The 21,401-nt window shown below is 44.9% G+C and carries 23 protein-coding genes, 1 tRNA gene and 1 pseudogene; 13 read left to right on the plus strand and 12 right to left on the minus strand.

Annotated elements, in window-relative coordinates:
- The 6 genes and pseudogenes from ICN15_RS08895 to recQ form a co-directional block, all read left to right on the plus strand.
- Positions 1-120 (plus strand): annotated as a pseudogene (locus ICN15_RS08895) (IS30 family transposase); the annotation flags it as partial.
- A gap of 144 nt (positions 121-264) precedes the next feature.
- Positions 265-1,275 carry an HD domain-containing phosphohydrolase gene (locus tag ICN15_RS08900; RefSeq protein WP_216202394.1) on the plus strand — a complete coding sequence of 337 codons (1,011 nt, stop codon included), beginning with the start codon at positions 265-267 and terminating at the stop codon, positions 1,273-1,275.
- A gap of 80 nt (positions 1,276-1,355) precedes the next feature.
- The gene (locus ICN15_RS08905; RefSeq protein WP_216202395.1) at positions 1,356-2,330 is read left to right on the plus strand and encodes a GGDEF domain-containing protein; all 975 of its coding nucleotides are present in this window, start codon (positions 1,356-1,358) and stop codon (positions 2,328-2,330) included.
- A 51-nt stretch (positions 2,331-2,381) separates the two neighbouring features.
- Positions 2,382-2,654 (plus strand): hypothetical protein, encoded by a 273-nt coding sequence (locus ICN15_RS08910; protein WP_216202396.1) that lies wholly within the window; start codon positions 2,382-2,384, stop codon positions 2,652-2,654.
- 160 nt (positions 2,655-2,814) lie between these two features.
- Positions 2,815-2,904, plus strand: a tRNA-Ser gene (locus tag ICN15_RS08915).
- Positions 2,905-3,024: 120 nt separating this feature from the next.
- Complete coding sequence (gene recQ / locus ICN15_RS08920) at positions 3,025-4,884, plus strand: DNA helicase RecQ (RefSeq protein ID WP_216202397.1); 1,860 nt, start codon at positions 3,025-3,027, stop codon at positions 4,882-4,884.
- On the opposite strand, the gene ICN15_RS08925 is transcribed toward recQ, so the two are convergent.
- On the minus strand, positions 4,877-5,422 hold the full coding sequence (locus ICN15_RS08925) for a YggT family protein (RefSeq protein WP_216202398.1): 546 nt from the start codon (positions 5,420-5,422) through the stop codon (positions 4,877-4,879). The two genes, recQ and ICN15_RS08925, sit on opposite strands and share 8 nt — an antisense overlap.
- A gap of 81 nt (positions 5,423-5,503) precedes the next feature.
- Here ICN15_RS08925 and ICN15_RS08930 point away from each other — a divergent pair, with 81 nt between their 5' ends.
- Positions 5,504-6,154, plus strand: a complete 651-nt coding sequence (locus ICN15_RS08930) for a glycosyltransferase family 2 protein (protein WP_216202399.1) — start codon at positions 5,504-5,506, stop codon at positions 6,152-6,154.
- On the opposite strand, the gene ICN15_RS08935 is transcribed toward ICN15_RS08930, so the two are convergent.
- From ICN15_RS08935 to ICN15_RS08950, 4 genes are all read right to left on the minus strand, one after another.
- Positions 6,151-6,555 carry a dihydroneopterin aldolase gene (locus ICN15_RS08935; RefSeq protein WP_216202400.1) on the minus strand — a complete coding sequence of 135 codons (405 nt, stop codon included), beginning with the start codon at positions 6,553-6,555 and terminating at the stop codon, positions 6,151-6,153. The genes ICN15_RS08930 and ICN15_RS08935 overlap by 4 nt on opposite strands.
- Positions 6,556-6,577: 22 nt before the next feature.
- On the minus strand, positions 6,578-7,261 hold the full coding sequence (gene folE, locus ICN15_RS08940) for a GTP cyclohydrolase I (RefSeq protein WP_216202401.1): 684 nt from the start codon (positions 7,259-7,261) through the stop codon (positions 6,578-6,580).
- Positions 7,262-7,401: 140 nt separating this feature from the next.
- A complete protein-coding gene (katG, locus tag ICN15_RS08945) occupies positions 7,402-9,555 on the minus strand; it encodes a catalase/peroxidase HPI (RefSeq protein ID WP_216202402.1) in 2,154 nt (717 codons plus the stop codon).
- Positions 9,556-9,815: 260 nt separating this feature from the next.
- Positions 9,816-10,886, minus strand: coding sequence for an ABC transporter ATP-binding protein (locus ICN15_RS08950; protein ID WP_216202403.1), 1,071 nt, complete (start codon positions 10,884-10,886; stop codon positions 9,816-9,818).
- Between the two features lie 68 nt (positions 10,887-10,954).
- Between ICN15_RS08950 and ICN15_RS08955 the strand changes: the two genes are divergently transcribed.
- From ICN15_RS08955 to ICN15_RS08965, 3 genes are all read left to right on the plus strand, one after another.
- Positions 10,955-12,511 carry an iron ABC transporter permease gene (locus tag ICN15_RS08955; protein ID WP_216202404.1) on the plus strand — a complete coding sequence of 519 codons (1,557 nt, stop codon included), beginning with the start codon at positions 10,955-10,957 and terminating at the stop codon, positions 12,509-12,511.
- A 62-nt stretch (positions 12,512-12,573) separates the two neighbouring features.
- Positions 12,574-13,629, plus strand: a complete 1,056-nt coding sequence (locus ICN15_RS08960) for an extracellular solute-binding protein (protein WP_216202405.1) — start codon at positions 12,574-12,576, stop codon at positions 13,627-13,629.
- Between the two features lie 60 nt (positions 13,630-13,689).
- Positions 13,690-13,959, plus strand: coding sequence for a hypothetical protein (locus ICN15_RS08965; RefSeq protein WP_216202406.1), 270 nt, complete (start codon positions 13,690-13,692; stop codon positions 13,957-13,959).
- An 11-nt stretch (positions 13,960-13,970) separates the two neighbouring features.
- Here ICN15_RS08965 and ICN15_RS08970 read toward each other — a convergent pair whose 3' ends face one another.
- Entirely contained in the window at positions 13,971-14,849 is an 879-nt protein-coding gene (locus ICN15_RS08970; RefSeq protein ID WP_216202407.1) for a hypothetical protein, read from the minus strand.
- A gap of 228 nt (positions 14,850-15,077) precedes the next feature.
- Between ICN15_RS08970 and ICN15_RS08975 the strand changes: the two genes are divergently transcribed.
- Both ICN15_RS08975 and ICN15_RS08980 read left to right on the plus strand, forming a co-directional pair.
- A complete protein-coding gene (locus ICN15_RS08975; RefSeq protein ID WP_216202408.1) occupies positions 15,078-15,293 on the plus strand; it encodes a YdcH family protein in 216 nt (71 codons plus the stop codon).
- Between the two features lie 50 nt (positions 15,294-15,343).
- Positions 15,344-17,170, plus strand: a complete 1,827-nt coding sequence (locus ICN15_RS08980; RefSeq protein WP_216202409.1) for an AsmA family protein — start codon at positions 15,344-15,346, stop codon at positions 17,168-17,170.
- A gap of 4 nt (positions 17,171-17,174) precedes the next feature.
- Here the strand turns inward: ICN15_RS08980 and ICN15_RS08985 are convergent, their stop codons facing one another.
- From ICN15_RS08985 to ICN15_RS09005, 5 genes are all read right to left on the minus strand, one after another.
- Positions 17,175-17,525, minus strand: a complete 351-nt coding sequence (locus ICN15_RS08985) for a phage holin family protein (protein ID WP_216202645.1) — start codon at positions 17,523-17,525, stop codon at positions 17,175-17,177.
- A gap of 54 nt (positions 17,526-17,579) precedes the next feature.
- Positions 17,580-17,783 carry a SlyX family protein gene (locus tag ICN15_RS08990; RefSeq protein ID WP_216202410.1) on the minus strand — a complete coding sequence of 68 codons (204 nt, stop codon included), beginning with the start codon at positions 17,781-17,783 and terminating at the stop codon, positions 17,580-17,582.
- A gap of 23 nt (positions 17,784-17,806) precedes the next feature.
- Positions 17,807-18,028, minus strand: coding sequence for a hypothetical protein (locus tag ICN15_RS08995; protein WP_216202411.1), 222 nt, complete (start codon positions 18,026-18,028; stop codon positions 17,807-17,809).
- A gap of 86 nt (positions 18,029-18,114) precedes the next feature.
- On the minus strand, positions 18,115-18,537 hold the full coding sequence (locus tag ICN15_RS09000; RefSeq protein WP_216202412.1) for a putative toxin-antitoxin system toxin component, PIN family: 423 nt from the start codon (positions 18,535-18,537) through the stop codon (positions 18,115-18,117).
- Positions 18,537-19,082, minus strand: coding sequence for a YaeQ family protein (locus tag ICN15_RS09005; protein WP_216202413.1), 546 nt, complete (start codon positions 19,080-19,082; stop codon positions 18,537-18,539). The genes ICN15_RS09000 and ICN15_RS09005 overlap by 1 nt, the downstream gene beginning before the upstream one ends.
- 89 nt (positions 19,083-19,171) lie before the next feature.
- Here ICN15_RS09005 and ICN15_RS09010 point away from each other — a divergent pair, with 89 nt between their 5' ends.
- Positions 19,172-20,782 (plus strand): NAD(P)/FAD-dependent oxidoreductase, encoded by a 1,611-nt coding sequence (locus tag ICN15_RS09010; RefSeq protein WP_216202414.1) that lies wholly within the window; start codon positions 19,172-19,174, stop codon positions 20,780-20,782.
- Here ICN15_RS09010 and ICN15_RS09015 read toward each other — a convergent pair.
- Positions 20,772-21,368, minus strand: coding sequence for an ATP-binding protein (locus ICN15_RS09015; protein ID WP_216202415.1), 597 nt, complete (start codon positions 21,366-21,368; stop codon positions 20,772-20,774). The genes ICN15_RS09010 and ICN15_RS09015 overlap by 11 nt on opposite strands.
- Positions 21,369-21,401 lie beyond the last annotated feature (33 nt).

Raw genomic sequence — 21,401 nt, forward strand, 5'->3', positions numbered from 1 at the left:
AATTACTCACAGGCTAAGCTTAATGCCATAGCTAGGAAACTGAATGAGCGCCCTAGAAAGACACTAAACTATCAAACACCGGCAGAACGTTTTGCCCAATCTGTTGCGTTGACCGGTTGAATCCAAGACCAATAAAAGACAGTCTTCAAATCTTAAATTGTCATTAAGTTCGATACCGAACAAAGAAGTTGAGTAACTTCTGCTAGCCTCTATAAATACACTGTTCAGCTTAGTAAAGACAGTAACTGTGCATGGGGGTACTAAATGGTAGATAAATTTATCCAGCAAACAACCTCACAATCTGAGCTTCGCTACCGCCGTCTGTTTGAAACTGCCCAAGACGGTATCTTAATTCTTGATTTTCATACTGGTGTGATTCAAGACGCTAACCCATTCATCACCAACTTGCTAGGATTTACTAGGGATGAGTTGGTGGGGAAAGAACTTTGGGAAATCGGGGCTATGGTAGATAAAGCCGCTGCAATGATTGCATTTACCGTGCTAAAGGACAAGGGCTATATCCGCTACGAAGATTTGCCATTAAAAAACAAAAACGGCCATATCCTCAATGTTGAGTTTGTTTCTAATGCCTACGGAGTGAATGGTGATCGGGTAATTCAATGCAATATTCGAGATATTTCAGATCGGAAAAAATTAGAGGCTGAATTATTAAAGTATCAGCATTCAGTCAATATTTCGATGAGAGAAATGGTAGAGACCTTAGCTACTGTAGTTGTGGCAAAAGATTCTTATACGGGCGGACATATGAAGCGAGTAGCTAACTTATGTACCGCAATAGCTACAGAAATGAGCTTGCCTATACATACGGTTGAAGGGGTGAACATGGCCGCTTTAGTTCACGACATTGGCAAAATTGTGATTCCAGCAGATGTTTTAACTAAGCATAGTAAGTTGGCTGATTATGAAATCAAGATGCTTCAAAACCATGTTCAAGCTGGCTATGACATGGTTAAACATATCCATTTTCCATGGAACATTGCTCAAGGTGTTCTACAGCATCATGAAAGACTGGATGGTAGTGGCTATCCCAATGCAATTAAGGGCGATGTAATTTGTCTAGAAGGAAGGATGATTGCTGTAGCCGATACCGTTGAGGCTATGTCCTCGGATCGTCCCTATCGTAAAGGAAAAGGTATTCCAGCGGCGTTGGAAGAGGTGGCAATGGGTAGCGGTAAGTTATATGATCCTGAAATTGTTGCCGCTTGCTTGAAAGTTTTCAAAGAAGATGGCTACATATTTCCATCGGAATTATAGAGGTGAGGTCAAGCATCCTACGCTCTGGTCGGATGAGGCTATCAATAAACTTTTTAACCACCTTAACCTAAATTAAGATCATGACGCCAACCAATAGCAATTTAGTGGATAGTAATGAGAATCAAGCCTCCCTCAATCAGAAGTTGACTTTACTAAACACTCTCAATACTGAAATCGCACAAATTGCTGAAATCGCCGCTAAATCCGTTCTTGTGACTAGTGAGCTAGCTGATGAAATCATCAAATCAAATAATAGATTGATATTTGAGGGTACAGAAAATGCTAGAGGGGCTGCTGAGTTACTAATTACTAGCGCAGAAAAAGCCAAACTAGCTGCCCAGCTCGTTATTGCTAGCACAGAAAAAGCACGCCGTATTGCTGATCTTATCGTTGCTAACGCTGAAAAGAATGAGAGAGCTGCTGAGCTTGTACTTGCTAATCAAGAGCTTAAATTAGAGGCTAATGAAAAAGAAAAACGAGTCTCTGAGTTAGCTGCTGCCAAAGAAGATGCTCTTTATGACCATCTAACTAAGTTACCTAATCGTAAATTATTTTCTGATCGCTTTAATCAGGCATTACTTGCTAGTAGACGCAGTAAGGGCTACTCAGCAATTCTTTTCCTAGACTTAGATAAATTTAAGTTAGTAAATGACAGCTACAGTCATGAGGTCGGGGATTCTTTATTAATAGAGATTGCTGATCGTATAAAAAAATCTATTCGAGATACCGATACAGTAGCTCGATTTGGTGGAGATGAGTTCGTAGTCCTTTTGACTCAATTGAATCAGGACAAGAAAATAGCCAATAGCGAAGCGGCATTAATTAGTGAAAAAATTCGTAGTAGTGTTGAAATACCAGTAACGACAGACCATATGGGGGTAAAAGTAGTGATCCAGCCTCAATGTACCGCCAGTATTGGTGTCACATTATTTTTATATGTCTTAGGCGAACCTAGTGCTATCTTAAAAAAGATCTTGAACCAAGCAGATAACGGGATGTATCAAGCTAAAAAAGCTGGCGGCAATCAAATTCAGTTCGATGACACGGTTAAATGAAAGACCGCTGTGGGTCGATAGCAGCCGTTAACCTTGTTAAGATTAGCGAATATGAACAATCTTGAATTCTTCGCCAAAGCCAACGGTACAAAAACATTCAAAGAGCATGAGCAAGAGCGCCTACTCAAAGATATGGTGCTGCCAGCCTCAGAGTTAGCCAAGCGTAAGCAAGAAGAGGAAGAGCGCGCTAAAGCCTTCACAAGGGCTGCTGCTGATGAGGAATTCGTGAATGGGACAGAGAAGTCAGTTAGTTCAGACTGTCCAACGCCGATCGGTCAGCGGGTGGGCGTGGTGACTAGAGAGCCATTCGAGGACTTGCCTTAAGCCTGTAACCAGCTATTCGGTTAAATTTCATCGTTTATCATGGCGGATTAACGATTTTTGTAAGTTTTTTTGAGTTTTGCTTACATTGTGCTTACACGGATTTATTCGAGGGTATTGAGAAATTGCAATATCGCCTTGTAAGCCATAAGGAATATGACACGGAGAGGTGGCAGAGTGGTCGAATGTACCTGACTCGAAATCAGGCGTACTGTCAAAGGTACCGTGGGTTCGAATCCCACCCTCTCCGCCAACCAAACTCTGTATTTGTATCTATAGAGAAGATGTTGAAAGAGCCCTGCATGACGTGGGGCTTTTTATTTACTGGTAGTTTGTATACGCGGCTATTTAACAAGACAAGGGAGTATTACTGTTGCAATCGAGCCACCAAGTACTTCATGATGTTTTTGGCTTTGATCAATTTCGTGGTGCTCAAGAATCTATTGTTCGGCATTTAGTCGCTGGAGGCGATGCTTTAGTCCTCATGCCTACTGGTGCCGGCAAGTCGCTGTGCTATCAAATTCCCTCGCTTGTGCGCCGCGGTGTCGGGGTAGTAGTTTCACCCTTAATTGCACTAATGCAAGATCAAGTGGATGCGTTAACTCAGTTAGGTGTTAAAGCTTCATTTCTAAATTCCAGTCTAGATGCAGCTACGTCGCAACAGGTAACCAGTCAATTGCTGGCTGGAGAGCTTGACCTTATTTATGTGGCGCCCGAACGTCTGATGAATCCGGGTTTTCTATCCATACTCGATAGACTTAACGCGGGCCCAGGCATTGCATTGTTTGCTATTGATGAGGCGCACTGCGTTTCGCAATGGGGTCATGATTTCCGTCCAGAATATCGTCAGCTCACTGTTTTGCATGAGCGGTTTCCTAAAGTGCCCCGTATCGCCTTAACTGCTACCGCGGATGCGCCAACCCGAGCAGAAATTATTGAGCGTCTTTCGCTAGAATCTGCCGAGCAGTTTGTCTCTAGCTTTGATCGCCCCAATATTAAGTATCGAGTTCTGCAAAAGCAGAGTGCTAAGCAACAGTTAGAACACTTTTTAGATATCGAGCATGCCGATGACTCAGGAATTATTTATTGCCTATCGCGTCGTAGTGTAGAAGAGACTGCGCAATGGTTAAAAGACCGTGGATGGGATGCAATGCCGTATCACGCAGGTTTAAGCGTGGAAAAACGCAGTGCCAATCAAAAACGTTTCTTGCGTGAAGAGGGCGTCATTATGGTCGCAACCGTAGCATTCGGTATGGGCATTGATAAGCCTAACGTCCGCTTTGTAGCTCACCTGGATCTGCCCAAAAGTATGGAAGGGTATTACCAAGAAACAGGTCGAGCAGGGCGCGATGGCTTGCCTGCGAACGCTTGGATGGCCTACGGATTTGGGGATGTGGTGAGTTTGCGGCAAATGGTCGATTCTGGTGAAGCTTCTGAGGAACGTAAGCGGGTAGAGCGTCAAAAACTCAATGCCTTACTCGGCTATTGCGAATCTACGACCTGCCGCCACCAAGCGATCTTGCGCTACTTTGGAGAGACACATGCTGGTGGCTGTGGTAATTGCGATAACTGTTTAGAGCCTGTAGCTACTTGGAATGCCACCCACGAAGTACAAAAAGCATTGTCCTGCGTGTACCGTACAGGCCAGCGTTTTGGTGTGACCCATTTAATCGATGTACTTTTGGGCAAAGTCACGCCCAGAGTGAAGCAATTTTTTCATGAGCAAGTGAGTACATTTGGTATTGGTGCAGAACTCAATCAGGCGCAGTGGAATAGCATCTATCGTCAATTAGTAGCGGGTGGTTATTTAGATGCTGATATCGCATTGCATGGTGGTTTAAAGCTGGTAGATAACATTGCCTTGCCTGTGCTGCGTGGAGAGCAAGAGGTTTGGCTGCGCAAAGAAACGGCCTACTCTAAGAGTAAATCTACGAAGTCTGGAGCAAAGAAGAGTTCTACGCATCCCTTTAGTAATGTTGCAGAGGAAAAGCTGTGGGAGGCGCTCAAGGCCAAACGTACTGAGCTAGCCCGTGAACAAGGAGTGCCGCCCTATGTCATCTTTCATGACAGCACCTTGCAGGAGATGGTTAAATCTACGCCAACTACCTTAGAACAATTCAGTCGAATTGGCGGGGTAGGACAAGCTAAATTAGAACGCTATGGCGAACACTTTTTAGAAGTCATTCAGGAAAACCAGGCTTCAGCATCATCCGAAGTCAGTGATCTTACCTAAGGTTACTCACCACAATCTGTAGTACTTGCAAGATCAGAAGCAATGCCAGGGGAGATAAATCCAGTGCGCCAAAGTTTGGTAATGCTTTTCTGATGGGTGCGAGTAGGGGATCTACTAAAAGCGAGATCAAGTATTGAATCTGGGATCCAGCACTAACCCATGAAAGAATCACGCTAGCAAACACTAGGCCAACCAAGCCAGATAGGATGAGGTCTAACAAGTCAATAAAAGCCATGATCGGCCATGACAGTCCTGGTAAAAAGACTCCGGATATCCAGAGAAGGATTGCTATCTTTCCCAGAATCAATAAATAAGCAGCTACAAAGCTAGCCACATCAAAACGACCAACACTCGGAATCACTCGTCGCAGTGGAAGCACGATCCAATTGCTGAGCGGAAGAATATAGGCGCCGATGGTCTTGTTTTGGCCCGTACCCAGATTAAATGCGAGCCATTGCAAATAGCACCTGAGGAGACATGCTCCGGCAACAACGCTGACGAGGACTTGGAGGAGAAGATTGGCGATTTGTATGAACATTTGGCTATTGTAGGGGGTTTAAAGCAAGATTTCATGACCACAAGTCATGAGTCATGATTTCGTGCTCTAATGCTCAGCACTATGATTACAGTTGTTATTGCCTCTTACAAGTATGGTCATCTTGCAGCCCACTGCATTGAGTCCTTACTATCTCAAACTCTCGCGCCCAGCAGAATTGTCTTTGTTGATGATGGTGCGCATGATTGCAGCCACTTACCTGAGCTATATCCTGATATCGAATATATTCTCAGACCCCATAATTTAGGGACTGTAGATAACTTTCATGATGTATTAATGAGGGTGGATACGGAATATGTTTTGTTTATTGGTGCCGACAATTGGCTCAGGTCTGATGCAATTGAATTGCTTTCAAAAGCGCGTGCAGACATTGTGACTTATGACATCGTCGTTACTGGCGAGCTAAAAGAAGAGATTCATGACCGTGTTCCTGGGGAGACTACACCTCACCAAGGCGATCTGTATTGGGATCGAGAAGGTAAGCACCATGGCTCAATGATGTATCGGACAGCCCTTGGTCAGAAAGTAGGCTACAAAAGAAGATATGTGGACGGCGTGCACCCACAAGAGGATTGGAATCTCTGGGACAAAATGCGCGAGCAGGGTGCTTCAGTAGCTAGTCTGAATGAAGGCCTTCTGTTTTACAGAAGACACCGTGAAAACTTTCTAAAGTACGACCATCTCGTTGATGTTTTGGAGGAGGAAGAAGCTTAATTTTCTTTAGCTTCGCCGCTTCTGATGTCAGTGAGTGTCTTGGTGTCGACATAAAGCTTGATGCCTAAGACGCCCGAGCCCTCTAGAACAGGGGTTTTTCTCAGGCTTATTTCAAGGGACTCAATTTCAGGATGGCGGGCACAGGATGCTACGATTCTGGTCAGAAGTCTTTCTTGAGTTTCGTAATGCCCATCTCTAGCTAAGCGATCAATCTCGATCACGAGGGGATCGTAATCAAAAACCTGATCCATCACATCTTTCGAAATCAGTATGAGTCTTGGATTAATCCATAGAGTTAAATCCAGCAGATGCTGATCAGGAACCGTGGCACCAGGAGTATAAGTACCAATTTGAGTCTTAAGGCATAGGTCTTTTAATTCTATGCAGGCGATTGATGTCATTCGATGCTTCTTGGTGACTATGTTATGCACGCTCAATCAAGGATAAAAACTCTCGGCGTAAATTAGGGTCTTTTAAGAACGACCCTCTCATGACGCTATTAATCATCTTCGAGTCTGGGTCCTTAACGCCTCGCCACTGCATGCAGAAGTGATCTGCGTCCATTACGATCGCAACACCAGTAGGCTTGACTTTCTTCTCAATCATGTCCGCCAGCTCTACAACGGCTTCTTCCTGAATTTGTGGGCGACACATTACCCACTCTGTGAGGCGGGAGTACTTAGAGAGCCCAATCAGAGCTGAGTTTTTATCTGGCAGTATCCCAATCCATACTCTTCCCATAATAGGGCACAAGTGATGCGAGCAAGCACTTCTGACAGTAATGGGGCCAATAATCATCAACTCATTCAAGCGGCTGACATTAGGAAATTTAGTCAGTGAGGGTTGCTCAACATAGCGGCCGTTAAACACCTCTTTCACAAACATCTTAGCGACCCGCTTGCTGGTATTTTGAGTGTTGTGGTCACTCTCTGTATCAATCACGAGGCTCTCTAAAACCGCCTGCATTTTTTCAGAGACTTCCTCCATCAAAGCATCTAATTCACCTGGCTTAATAAATGCAGAAATATTATCGTTTGCATGAAAGCGCGCTTTTTTTGCTTTAATGCGTTTACGGATTACTTCGGAGAGGGGGATACCATCGTTCATATTGGGAGGTCGATAAGTGGGTAAGTGAGTTGACTAATTTATCTGAAATTGACACTTTCTGCTGAACCTGATGGTGGGGTGCTTTTGTAGTAAATAAGGGGGTGAGAATAGCCCCTTATTTACTTAGTCGACAGCCGGATTTATGCAAACATATCCGCATTCATAACTTTGGTCCAGGCAGCTACAAAGTCTGTAACAAACTTTTGCTTATTGTCATCCTGAGCATAGACTTCAGCATACGCGCGCAAGATCGAGTTTGAGCCAAAGACTAAATCAACTCTGCTAGCGGTCCATTTAGTTTTTCCAGAGTTGCGTTCAACGATGTCATAACTATTTTTTCCAGTGGGTTTCCAGACGTAATTCATATCCGTGAGATTGACGAAGAAGTCATTACTCAGAACCCCTTCTTGGTCAGTAAAGACGCCAGACTTGCTGCCACCATAATTGTTGCCCAGTACTCTCATGCCGCCAATTAATACGGTCATCTCCTGAGCGGTAAGGCCCATCAGCTGCGTGCGATCTAAGAGCAATTCTTCCGGTGTTACTGCATAGTTTTGCTTTAACCAGTTGCGATAACCATCAGCCAATGGCTCCAAGACTTCGAACGACTCCACATCCGTCATTTCTGCAGTCGCATCCCCACGGCCTGATATGAATGGAACGGTGACTTGCAACCCAGCCGCTTTAATGGCTTGCTCAATGCCGACATTGCCCGCCAAGACGATTGTGTCAGCAATGCTAACGCCTGACTCTTTAGCAATCTTTTCAAGGGTGGCAAGCACTCTTGCTAAACGTTCAGGCTCATTACCTTCCCAATTTAATTGCGGAGCTAAGCGAATGCGTGCGCCATTTGCGCCACCACGCTTGTCAGAGCCTCTAAAGGTGCGGGCGCTATCCCACGCAGTCGTGACCATGTCACTTAAAGAAAGTCCGCTTACCCGAATAGCTGTCTTGACGGCCTCAATGTCATAACCCTTTGGGCCTGCTGGTACTGGGTCCTGCCAGATCAGTTCTTCTTTCGGCACATCGGGACCAAAATAGCGTACCTTCGGTCCCATATCGCGGTGGGTTAATTTGAACCAAGCACGGGCAAAAGTGTCAGATAGGTAGGCTTGATCCTGATGAAAGCGCTCGGATATCTTGCGATATTCTGGATCCATCTTCATGGCTATATCCGCATCAGTCATCATTGGCTTTAATCGAATTGTCGGATCCCCCACATCAACAGGCATATCCTCTTCCTTAATATCGATGGGTTCATATTGCCAAGCCCCTGCCGGGCTCTTTGTCAGCTGCCAGTCATAGCTAAGTAGGAGTCTAAAATAGTCGTTATCCCATTGCGTGGGATGGGGTGTCCAAGCCCCTTCGATCCCGCTGGTGATAGTGTCTCTGCCGATACCGCGGGTTTGATGATTCATCCAGCCAAAACCTTGCTCTTCAATCGGCGCCCCTTCAGGTGCAGGACCTAAGTTAGCCTTATTGCCATTGCCATGTGCTTTGCCAACCGTATGACCACCAGCGGTTAAAGCAACTGTTTCCTCATCGTTCATGGCCATCCGTTTGAAGGTCACTCGAATGTCTTGGGCAGTTTTTAGCGGATCAGGGTTTCCATCCACGCCCTCTGGGTTCACATAAATAAGCCCCATCATCGATGCAGCTAGTGGATTTTCTAAGTCACGATCCCCAGAATAGCGACTTCCTTCCCCGCCACTTTTTTGGAGCCATTCTTTTTCAGATCCCCAGTAAATCTCTTTTTCAGGATGCCAGATATCTTCGCGACCGAATGAGAATCCAAAAGTTTTTAATCCCATTGATTCATAAGCAATCGTGCCCGCTAAGACTATCAGATCGGCCCAGCTGACTTTGTTGCCATATTTTTTCTTGATAGGCCACAGTAGTCGACGCGCTTTATCCAAGTTGGTGTTGTCCGGCCATGAATTGATTGGGGCAAATCGTTGATTGCCCGTACCAGCACCACCGCGACCATCAGCAATGCGGTAAGTGCCAGCTGAGTGCCAAGCCATCCTGATCATGAGGCCGCCGTAATGCCCCCAGTCTGCGGGCCACCAATCTTGGCTTGCTGTCATTAAGGTATGTATATCTTTTTTGAGCGCAGGGATGTCCAGTTTCTTTAACTCTTCTCGGTAGTTGAAAGAGGGTCCCATCGGATTGGTTTTGGTATCCTGCTGATGCAAGATATCGAGATTGAGCGATTTTGGCCACCAGGCCATTGGTGTATTGCTAGATTCTGTGTTCGCTCCATGAGCGATAGGGCATGTTCCATTACTTGTCATGTAAAACTCCTTTTGAGTCAGCCTTTAATGCTTACTTGGTTGATATACCCGACTCAGCCTAACTGATAAAGTTGAAATTGACAGTGCGATAGCGCTCTTTTTGGCAGTTCTGTAGTTTATTTTTTGCTAGGTGTGCTGTTTGATCTAGGCATCTTGTGCCATTCAAGAAAAATAGCTCAATAAATACAAATGGTAGATTTGAGCGTAATTTGCAAGGACCAAGTGACTGGACTCACTTGTGAATAGTAAGTTGAGATTACTTAGTCAGAAAAAGTCACTACGTGATCCGCTACTAAGTGAATGCCAATCTTTTCGCCAATCGCATGATCATGGTGACTGGGTACAAAAGCAAAAATCTCCATGCCCGATGCGAGCTTGAGTGTATACAGAAAGTCAGCGCCCCTAAACGTTTTACGAACGACCTCTGCTTGCATAGTGCTGTTGTCATCATGCTGAATATCATCCGCGCGCAACAGCACTTCAATTTCTTTACCAATTTCTTTACTGCGATCTTCCTCTAAATCGAGCTCACCCAGCTCAATTTTTACTTTCCCGCCAGCTTGCACAATACCCTTAACAAAGACGCCACGACCAATGAAGTCCGCTATATAACGATTGACGGGCTTGTGATAGAGCTCATATGGCGTATCCCACTGAAGCACTTTGCCATCCGTCATGACGCCTACCTTATCGGCGATAGCAAAGGCCTCAAATTGATCGTGAGTGACAAGTAGGGCGGTAATGTTATTTGCTTTAAGAATCTCTCGCATTTCTCCTGCAAGGCGCTCTCTGAGTTCATTATCAAGACTAGAAAATGGTTCATCCAGCAAAATTAAATCTGGCTCAGGTGCCATCGCTCTTGCGAGTGCAACACGTTGCTGTTGTCCGCCACTCAGTTCATGCGGGTACGACTCTGCTTTATCGGACAGCGCTACTCTTTTGAGCCACTCCATCGCTGCTGAAGCTCTGTCAGAGCCGGGAAGCTGTTGCAGGCCAAAGGCAATATTTTCTAAAACAGTGAGGTGCGGAAACAGGGCAAAATCCTGAAAGACCATACCTACTTTTCTTTGGTTTGGGGGTGAGTGGATGGAGGGGGAGCTCACTACTGTATTACGCAGTAGGATCTCTCCGGATTTAACGGGTTCAAAGCCGCAAATCGCTCTTAAGACAGTAGACTTTCCGCAGCCGGAGGAGCCTAGTAAGCAACCAATCTCGCCCTCTGACAGATTGAGGTTGAGATCTTTGATGGCCGTTACGCGACCACGACTATCTCTGCTTGGATAGTCAATTTCTAGTGCTTTGATGGAAAGTAGGGTGCGAGCGGTGTTCATCTCTATAATTTTCTCATGCATGCTAATGGTTTAATGTCTAGCTAGAGTCTAAACGGAATGCGGATTTGATGAATCGTCTTGTGGCGCCACTTGCCTTGTTATTGTTTTTGCCTCTCTTCGGCTTGGCAGAGCCATTCCTATTCCCCGATGCCTCTGTTTTAACTACTGGCACTCTCAGCCATCTTTGGAATTATGTGCTTGGAGGATATATCGCTTCCACTGTAGCCCTTATTCTTGGGGTTGGAGTAGGGGTATTTATTCTTGGAGTTGGTAACGCTTGGATTATTGCGAGCTATGATTTTCCTGGCAAGAAAATATTTGAATGGGCTTTAATTCTGCCCTTAGCTGTGCCTACCTATGTGATGGCCTATTTGTTTGTGGACCTCTTGCAATTCTCAGGCCCAATCCAGAGCATGCTGCGGGATTTGCTGGAAGTAGATTCTTTATGGTTTTTTCCAGACCCTAGGTCAATGAGTGGGGCAATTTGGTCTTTCTCTTTCTGCCTTTTCCCTTACGTATACCTTATTACACGCACTGCATTTTTAGAGCGTAGCCGTCGACTGATTGAGGTCTCAGAAACGCTGGGCTATAGTCCATTCCAGGGTTTCCTAAAATTAGTGCTACCTATGGCAAGACCCGCTATCTTTGCCGGTATGGCCTTGGCTTTGATGGAAGTCCTCGCTGACTTTGGAGCAGTGTCTTACTTTGGTGTGCAGACTTTTGCAACCGGCATCTTTAAAGCATGGCTTTCCTTTGGCGACCGTGTGGCTGCCGTACAGCTTGCTTTAGGTCTCTTAAGTTTTGTTTTGCTGATCTTTTTTATTGAGCAAAACAGCCGTTCAAAATTACGTTATGCGTCTTCATCCCAGGGTAGGTCACTAGCTATTGTCTTGCATGGTAAGGCTGCTATTGTTGCATTTACGTTTTGTGGCGCTACATTACTTTGCGGTTTTTTATTGCCAGCTATAGCGCTCTTGCAATTACTGTTTAAGCAGGGGCTTCAGATCGATAGTCGTTATTTAACTTGGTTGAGTAATTCCATATCCGTCTCCATTCTGACTGCTGTGATCTCCGTAGTGCTCGCGCTGTTTTTTGCCTACTCCGTCAGAATGAATGCCCGTTTAGGCTGGGTCAATCGTTTGCTGGGATTTGGATATGCACTGCCGGGAGCAGTATTGGCTATCGGCATCCTTTCTTTCTTGGAAATTTTTCAACTCGCTTGGTGGATGTCCGCAAGTATTGCGGTACTGGTCTATGCCTATTTAGTTCGCTTTCTTTCCTCTAGTCTCCAGAGCGTAGAAGCGGGGCTATCTCGTATCACGCCCTCTATGGATCGTTCGGCGGCTTTACTCGGCCTCTCTCAGTTGCAGATTCTAAGGCGAGTGCACATGCCTTTGTTAAAGCGTAGCCTCTTGACTGCGGGTTTATTTGTGTTCGTTGATGTAATGAAAGAGCTGCCTGCAACCCTATTATTACGGCCGTTTAATTTCGATACCTTGGCGGTAGCGACCTATCAATTGGCAGCAGATGAACGTTTGGCTGAATTGGCTTTACCATCCTTAAACATTGTTTTGGTTGGGCTTTTTCCCGTTTTACTGCTTTCTAGGACCATCTCTAAATCTTAATTGATAATCATTCGTGTTTGTGATAAATTAGATTTTCCCTAATCCCAATCACGAATGCAGCAATGAAAATTCAGCAGTTACAAAAAATCCTAAGTACTTTCGTAGTGTTACTGAGTAGTTTTCTAGCACTTTCGGTATCTGCTCAAGAGCCCAAAGAGTTGAATCTCTACTCTGCTCGCCACTACCAAACTGATGAAGCGCTCTATAGTGACTTCACGAAAAAAACAGGTATCAAGATTAATCGAATTGAGGCGGATGACAACGCCTTGGCTGAGAGATTAAAAAGCGAAGGAGCCAACAGCCCGGCTGATGTCATTTTGATGGTGGATGCAGCCAGATTATGGCGCGCGCAAATTGATGGTTTTTTTAAACCCATTCAGTCTCCCTATTTGGAGAGTCGAATCCCGGCGAACTTACGCTCAAAACCAGATGCTGAAGGCTCAACTTGGTTTGGTTTTTCTACCAGAGCCCGCTTGGTGGTTTACAACAAAGCGAAAGTCAATCCTCAAGATGTAGATACCTATGAGAAGTTGGCTGAACCCGTCAATAAAGGCAAGATCTGCACACGCTCAGGCGCTCATCCTTATATGCTTTCCTTAGTGGGTGCCATGATTGAGCGTCGTGGAGAAGTTGCCACAGAGGAGTGGGCTAAAGGTATGGTGGCTAATATGGCACGCCCACCAAGAGGCGGGGATACCGATCAAATTAAAGCAGTTGCTTCAGGAGAATGTGGAGTTGCGTTAACAAACTCATATTACTTGGTAAGGTTATTGCGCTCGACTAAGCCAGAGGATCAAGAAATCGTTTCTAAAATTGGATTTATTTGGCCCAATCAGAAAACCTCTGGTGCTCATATTAATATTGCTGGCGGCGGCGTAGCCAAAAATGCGTTACATCCGCAGGCAGCAATCCAGTTTTTGGATTACTTGGCGAGCGATTCTGCGCAGGAGTATTTTGCCAATGGCAATAATGAGTGGCCTGCAGTGAAGTCAGTCAAGATTGAAAATGAAGGACTCAAAATGTTGGGTTCATTTAAAGCGGAAAATATTTCAGTTGCGGCGATTGGTAAGAATCAAATTGCCGCACAACGTTTACTTGATCGAGCTGGATATAAATAAGCATGAAGCTCTCAAAGGTAGCTAGAATGGATCCTGTCTTTGATAGATTGGGATTCTGATATGAAATTCATCTCACGCGTTCTATTGCTCGCCTTTTCAATGGCAATGCTGGCCTGCTCAACACCGCAAAGTGAGTTTGGGGTCTATCGACAATCTGATGGTACGGTTGGGGTACATGCACCCAAATCCGCTAAAGATACTGAGACTCAGCAAGCCGCAGTAGAGGAGTGTAAAAAACTAGGAAAGCGAAGTGCCACCTTCGTTGAAGCGCGTAAAACAGTGAACGATCGCTTTCCTATGACTTACATTTATGTGTGCAATACCTATTAATTCAGACTTGCTTAGCTAAGCAACCATTTCTTAATCGATTTATTGACACACATGGCATCTAGGGCTAATCCGTAGAACTCTGAACCATTGGTGATCATACTTTCAATCGCCTCAACCTTGCCAGACTTTACGCCACGCAAATATGTTGCGGCACGATAACGGAGAAAGTGCTCGTTCTCACCATCTTCATTATCTGTAGAGCATATTTCTAGGCTGCCATAACGAGTTTCTGGGTTGATATTTAAAATGGATAGGCCCAATGCGCCTAGGAGTTTTTCTGGAACAGGGATGGGTACATAGGAGTAGAGCGAAACTAACTGCTCTTCTTCGTCTACCTCAATAATGTGGTCAACATCGAACACATCTTTTTCTGTCAATTCTGTTTCACCGGAATCACCACCGCCAAAGGTTGATTCAAATTGCAGCATCGCAGTATTACTGTCTTTGGAGATCTCGATCATGTCGGGATAGCCTAGCAGCCCTTTCCACCAATACATCAACGAGAAGGTACAAGGCTTTACTTCAACCAAGCCCTTATCGGTAGATTTGGCAAAGTAGAGGCCATAGAACTCATCATCTTCCTCAAGACCGTATTGATCGACTTTAAGTTGTTTTGATGAGGCGGATTTGGTGGATTTCTTGGCAGTCTTCTTTGGGGCCGGTTTTTTAGCTGCTGGTTTCTTCGCCGCAACCTTCTTCACCACTAATTTTTTGGCGGCCACTTTCTGGGTGACAGCCTTTTTTGCTACTGGCTTTTTCACTACCTTCTTTGCAGTCTTTTTGGCTGCCGCTTTCTTAGCGACCACTTTCTTGACGGCTTTTTTTGCAGGGGCTTTTTTTACCACCTTAGTAGCTACTTTCTTTTTTGCTGGTGACTTCTTTGTAGCCATGGCTTATTACCCTTCTTTTAGTAGTTAATGTGCTTAGTGCACTAGTCGATATTACTTCACTTTATACCCAATCTTGCTCATACTGAGATGGAGATTAGCCTTTTGATATCAAAATCTATCCTTAAATTCTACTGATATTTTTTAAACCAAACTAAGTGATTGAATTTAAGCGCCTCCTTGCTACACTGGAAATAGGTAGTTTTCAGCAACCTCAAAGAAAGAGCATCTATGTTCCCTGAATACCATGAGTTAATTGTTAAGCTAAAAACATCTGACCGTCACTTTTCTCATCTATATGAAAAGCACCATCTTCTGGATGAAAAGATTCAAAAAATGGAAGCCCACTCTGAGCCGAGCACTCCTGAGAAGATTGAAATCTTGAAAAAGGAGAAATTGCTCCTGAAAGATCAGATTTATGCTGCCTTGAAAAAAGCGAGTACTTAGTCGGATGCTGAGGACTTCGAGCTAGTTACCTAAAGTTAGAATCAAAGACAATGAACGCAAAACTTAAAATCGTCTTCAGTGTTCTAGTTGGGCTCATCCTTATAGGTGGAGTGGGTACTTGGTATGCCGCCTCCAGTCTTGATCCTGCTCAGCTGGCGAAGTTGCTATCAAGTTCAGTCAAGACTGCTACAGGCCGAGATCTCAAAATTTCTGGCCCCATTACACTCCATCTTTTTCCCAGGATCTCCGTCTCTGCTGAGCAGTTAAGCTTAAGTAATGCGTCATGGGCTAACAATTCTGAAATGCTGACCTTAAAGCGGATTGAGATCGGTATTAAAACCCTTCCTCTACTCAGTAAGCGTGTTGAGATCAGTAGCATCAAATTAAATGGTTTAGAGCTCTTTTTGCAAAAAAATGTAAGCGGTCAAGTGAATTGGGATTTAAGTGAGCAGAATCCGAATAAATCCTCGGTTGATGGCATGAGTAATCGATCCCCAGCGGGATCCCCAGCAAATAAAGGTTTGATTTTTACAGAAAATGTCGCCATGTCTGATGTGCAGATTCATTATCAAGAGGCTCAGAATCGAAGCTCAAACTATGAGGTAGAAAAGTTATCTCTAACTGAAAATGGCAATGCAAGTTCTCTTGCTTTGAAAATGAAGTACCAGGCGTTGCCAATAGAGGTTGCTGGAAAAATAGGCTCTCTATCCCAGTTGTTTCAACAGTGGGATGTTTCGCCCATTACATTTGCAATTGATCTGACTATTGGCATCAACGGAAAGTCTGCACTCATTCAGGGTGACATTGTGAAAAATCCAAAGTCGATGACTGTGATAGATTTGTTGGTCACGTCCAAGGCATTTGATTGGCCGCCCCTAAACTCCGGTTCTAGTCAGACATCTACATCTCTGGCGAATAATGGGAGGCAAGCGCCAGCTGGGCAACAAGCTTCAAAGTCACACTCTCAGTATGTGTTCAGTGACACAACTCTTCCTTTAAATTCATTATCACAAGCCCAGGGAAAAATTGTGTTGAGTATTGATGAGCTTGGTTTGCCTAATCGCAAGCCGATACAGAATTTAAAGGCTACTGCACAAATCAATGGAAGTACTATAGATGTTCCAAATTTAACCTTCCAATTAGGTCAAGGTCAGGCAGATCTGCAATTCTATGCCTCACAATTAAATAGGGCGTCTCCCGTATTTTCTTTGAAAGGGATTACCAAGAATTTCACGCTTGAAAATTTACTAGCACGCATTGATCCGCACTCCAAGGTGACAGGTGGAAATATGAAAATGGCATTTGACCTCAAGGGTTCGGGGATGAGCCTTCATCAGATAGTCGGAAGTTCTAATGGAAAAATCCAAATCAGTGTCGATCAAGCCAAAACAGGTTCTAATTTCTTAAATGACGGAGGGGATTTTGTCATTACGGTATTGGATGCTATGAATCCCTTGCGCAAGAAATCTAGTCAAACCACTCTGGAGTGCGCAGTCGCTTACCTACCCATCACCAACGGGCAAATTAGTATTGTGAAGACCGTTGGTATCGAGACTGATCGCTTAAATGCAGTGATGGCAGGTTCAATTAACCTCAAAACTGAAGCGGTGGATTTGATCATTGATCCTCAAGAGAAGTCCGGCCTCACTACTGGCTTGGATTTAGCAGGACTGGCAAAGGTGGGCGGCACACTCACGCATCCAAAGGCAGTAATTAATCAGGCCGGAGTGGTCAATAGCGCTGTGTCTATTGGCCTCGGGATTTTGACTGGTGGAGTCAGTATTCTGGCTGAAAATGCGCGATCGATAAGCTCAAAAGGTCACCCATGCCGAGATGCCCTCCACCCCTGGTCAGATATCTACCCTGGGGCAGAGTGAATTCTTAAAACAGAATGCCGCTAATAAATAGGCTAAATAGAGAAATAAAGATGCTGGCAAAAAAGGCCGTCCAGAAGCTAGAAATCGTAAATCCGCTGACCACCGAAGACACAAGCATGAGTACCAATGCATTGATTACCAGTAAGAAAAGTCCCATCGTCAGGACTGTCAGCGGTAAGGTGAAGAAGATTAATAGGGGTTTGACTACGGCGTTGGCAAAACCGAGTAGTAGGGCGGCGATCAATAGTGATCCACCATCTGCAAAACGTAAGCCGCTAAACAGATAGCTTGCAACCCAAAGAGATAAAGAGGTTAAACCCCATTGGACTAAAAACGGCACTAAGTTACCCATAATGACTGTTCCTTTTTGAAATTACTAAAGTAATTTAAGCTCAATGTTATCAGGGCTTTAATAGTGTGGAGGAATTTCATCTTTTGGACTGTTTCCTCCTGCGCCGTCTCCGCCACTGGCTTGCTCCTTAATTGACTTTAACTCTCGATAGAGAAACTCAATTTGTTGCTGTTGCTTGTAAATTGTTTGGTTGAGTTGATCAATGAGATCTTCGGTGAAACTCAGTTTGATTTCAAGGTTTGTGATGCGATCTTCAGTCATTGCAAATCCTCCAACTTAATCTTTTAGGCGTCTACCAACTCAAATCGACCATCTTCCATTTCTGCTTGTGGTCTGATCCAAAAGTCGTGAGATTGGAGTGACTCATAGACGTAGGCCGGCTCTAAATTCGCCTCAATGTTAGCAAGTAGCACTACCTTATAAAAACCGCCAGTCTTGATGTGTCTTAATTTACTGCCAGGTTTAAAAAGGCCGTCGTCAGCATCCGCCATTTTTGGTTTATTCATGCTAAAAGTTACTTTCTCAATATGATCTGTCAATGACTCATCTAGTACCGTAGTCTATTCTAAATAGGCACGAAAGAGGTTAAGTTTTAAATCCGCAGCTTGAAGGCGTCGTAATCGTTCGTAATCAGAATCGATTCTTGAGCCGCTCGGCTGGCTATCTGGAGCAGGGCATTGTCTTTGCTAATGAGTATTGCTGGCCTGAGTTGGTAGGCTAGATCTAAAAAGATTTGATCGTCTGTATCTCGGCATTTCCAGGGCGCAGGGGTCAGATTAGAATCATCGTATAACTGCGCAACCGATTGCCATTGCTCCAAAATGGCTGATTGGGTTTGGCCATCTAACTTAAACAGGGGGCGAGAAATAACATCAGCGAATTCTGCAAGTGTTTTTTGGCTCGCTATTGCTTGAATATATTTAGCTTCAATGGCGTGCTTTAAATGGGCAACTCTTTCATCATTAAAGACAAAAATATCTAGCAAGATATTCGTATCCAAAACAACTGGATTCATTATTGTTGATTGCGCCAAATTTCAGGGGTGATGGTGACTTGTCCCTTATCTGAAGAAACATACGCTTCGCCATCTTGAATATTCACATGCAGTACCATACTGCGCTCTACGAGCTGATTGAGTTCTTTGGCTTGCTCTGCTGGAATGGAAACTATCTGAAGATTGCGTGCCCGAGTGAGCTTGTTAGCAATACCATCCCACCAGATTTTGCTAGTATGACCACCATAGCAATACACAATGACTTGATCGGAGCGGCCGCAGGCTTTAAGAATACGTCGCTCATCTGGTTGACCAATTTCTATCCAGAGCTGAATGGCATCAGTCAGATCTTTGACCCAAAGATCAGGCTCATCTGTATCACTCAAACCCTTAGTAAAAGCTAAATCTTCCTGAGCCTGCAGGGCAAACGCAATAATCCTCACCATCATCCGCTCTTCAGTTTCAGAGGGATGTTTAGCGATCGTGAGGGAATGACTGCCGTAATAGTGGCGATCAGAATCGGCGACGTGGAGGTCGGCTTTGTGAATAGTTGCGCGTAGAGCCATGGCGCATTATCGCCTTTAAACTGACCTCATTCACTTATCCCAGTATTATTTTATAAATTGCCCTAATTTACTGTGTATCGTTGAGCCACATGATCCGTATTACTGAACTTCGCCTCCCTATTAGCCATCCCCCAGAGGCTTTGGAAGAGGCGATCTTGAAGCGTTTGCAGATTCAGGTGCAAGACTTGGTTCAGGTGGAAGTATTTAAGCGTAGTTATGACGCCCGCAAGAACGTCGCTCTTGCCTTTATTTATACCGTTGATGTATCGGTAAAAGATGAAGAAAAAATACTCAAGCAATTTGCAGGTGATGTTCATATACGTCCCTCTCCTGATACCAGCTACCATTTTGTAGCGAATGCCAGTCAAGTAAAGACAGAAAGCTTTCAGCGTCCTGTCGTCATTGGTTTTGGACCTTGCGGCATTTTTGCCGCCTTAGTCTTGGCGCAGATGGGCTTCAAGCCAATCGTGCTCGAGCGTGGTAAGCCAGTACGCGAGCGGACTCAAGATACTTGGGGCTTGTGGCGCAAGAATGTTCTAAATCCAGAATCGAATGTGCAATTTGGTGAAGGTGGAGCTGGTACCTTTTCTGATGGGAAGCTCTGGAGTCAAATTAAAGACCCGAAGTTTTATGGTCGTAAGGTGATTCATGAGTTCATCAAAGCGGGGGCGCCTGAAGAAATTCGTTATGTTGCTAAACCCCATATTGGTACCTTTCGTTTAGTTGGTGTGGTTGAAAAAATGCGCCAAGAAATTATCACTCTGGGTGGAGAAATTCGTTTTTCACAAAAGGTCATTGGTTTTGATGTGCAGCATGAGCAGATTGCTGGCATCAAAATAGAGGGGCAGCCTGATCTATGTGCTAACCATGTTGTTTTGGCCTTGGGCCACAGCGCACGGGATACTTTTGAGGTCTTGCACAACGCCGGCGTCTATATGGAGGCCAAGCCATTTTCGGTGGGCTTTCGTATTGAACACCCGCAATCCGTAATTGATCGCGCGCGCCTAGGACCACATGCTGGCAATGAGCTCATAGGCGCAGCAGATTACAAGTTAGTTCACCATGCTAAGAATGGCCGAGCAGTCTATAGCTTTTGTATGTGTCCAGGTGGCACGGTAGTTGCTGCCACTTCTGAGCCAAACCGGGTGGTAACGAATGGCATGAGTCAATACTCGCGCAATGAACGTAATGCAAATGCGGGTATTGTTGTTGGAATAACACCTGAAGACTATCCGGGCGGTCCCTTGGCCGGGATTGATTTTCAGAGGGCTCTGGAGTCCAAGGCTTACACCATGGGTGGATCAACCTATGAGGCACCAGGGCAATTAGTCGGAGACTTCTTAGCTGGTAAAGCATCTACTGAGTTCGGTAGTGTGCTGCCATCTTATAAGCCTGGCGTTCATCTCACAGACCTAGCGGATTCTTTACCTGCTTACGCAATCGAAGCAATTCGGGAAGCTATTCCGGCGTTTGAAAAGCAGATCAAGGGTTTTTCGATGAAAGATGCGGTACTCACCGGAGTAGAGACACGTACGTCCTCTCCACTGCGTATTACTAGGGGTGCAAACTTTCAGAGTCTGAATATCAAAGGTTTGTACCCAGCTGGCGAAGGTGCTGGCTATGCTGGTGGGATTTTGTCGGCAGGCGTTGATGGCATTAAAGTAGCAGAAGCGGTTGCGCTTGATTACCTTACCCGATAAGGTGATCGATTAATGTTTCAAACTGTACTTGATCAAAGTTCTGATTATCAAAACGTTGTATAGCGGAATGATTTGGTGGTTCTACTCTGCGCATGACGTATTCATCCCAGTGCTGGAGTTTCCATTCATCCCTGGGGTCTGCACGCTTCTCCAAGCGATGCTTTGTCTCACGCTCATCAAGATCAATCCAGGCGATTTTGATACTCGATCCAATGGGAATACCAAGCGCTTCTGGATCAAACATTCTGCCACTGCGGATTTCACGAGAAAATGGACCTACTAAGATGACATTAACTCCAAGCTGAAGATTTTCTTTTGCAATGGCGAGGAGGCCGGCGTATTCCCAGTCTCTGAGATTGTTAAGATAAAACGGACTGTCTCGATCGTTGGGGTTATTGGTGGTGAGCTCCATGACATGAGCGCTGTAGGCACCGTACACCGTATCTTTATCTAAAAAGAAAAAGTCCTCGCTAGTCTTCTCAATAATGAGGGGCAAGGCTTTTTTAGCCAAAGTCGTTTTACCAGTGCCCGCAGGACCTGCAAAGAGGATCAGTCTTGGTGCTGCAGAACTCAGCTTACAGGTCATTTATCTCTCTAGTGGAGTCAAATACTCCAGTAA

Origin of the sequence: Polynucleobacter sp. CS-Odin-A6, assembly GCF_018882095.1 — a bacterium.
GTDB lineage: Bacteria > Pseudomonadota > Gammaproteobacteria > Burkholderiales > Burkholderiaceae > Polynucleobacter.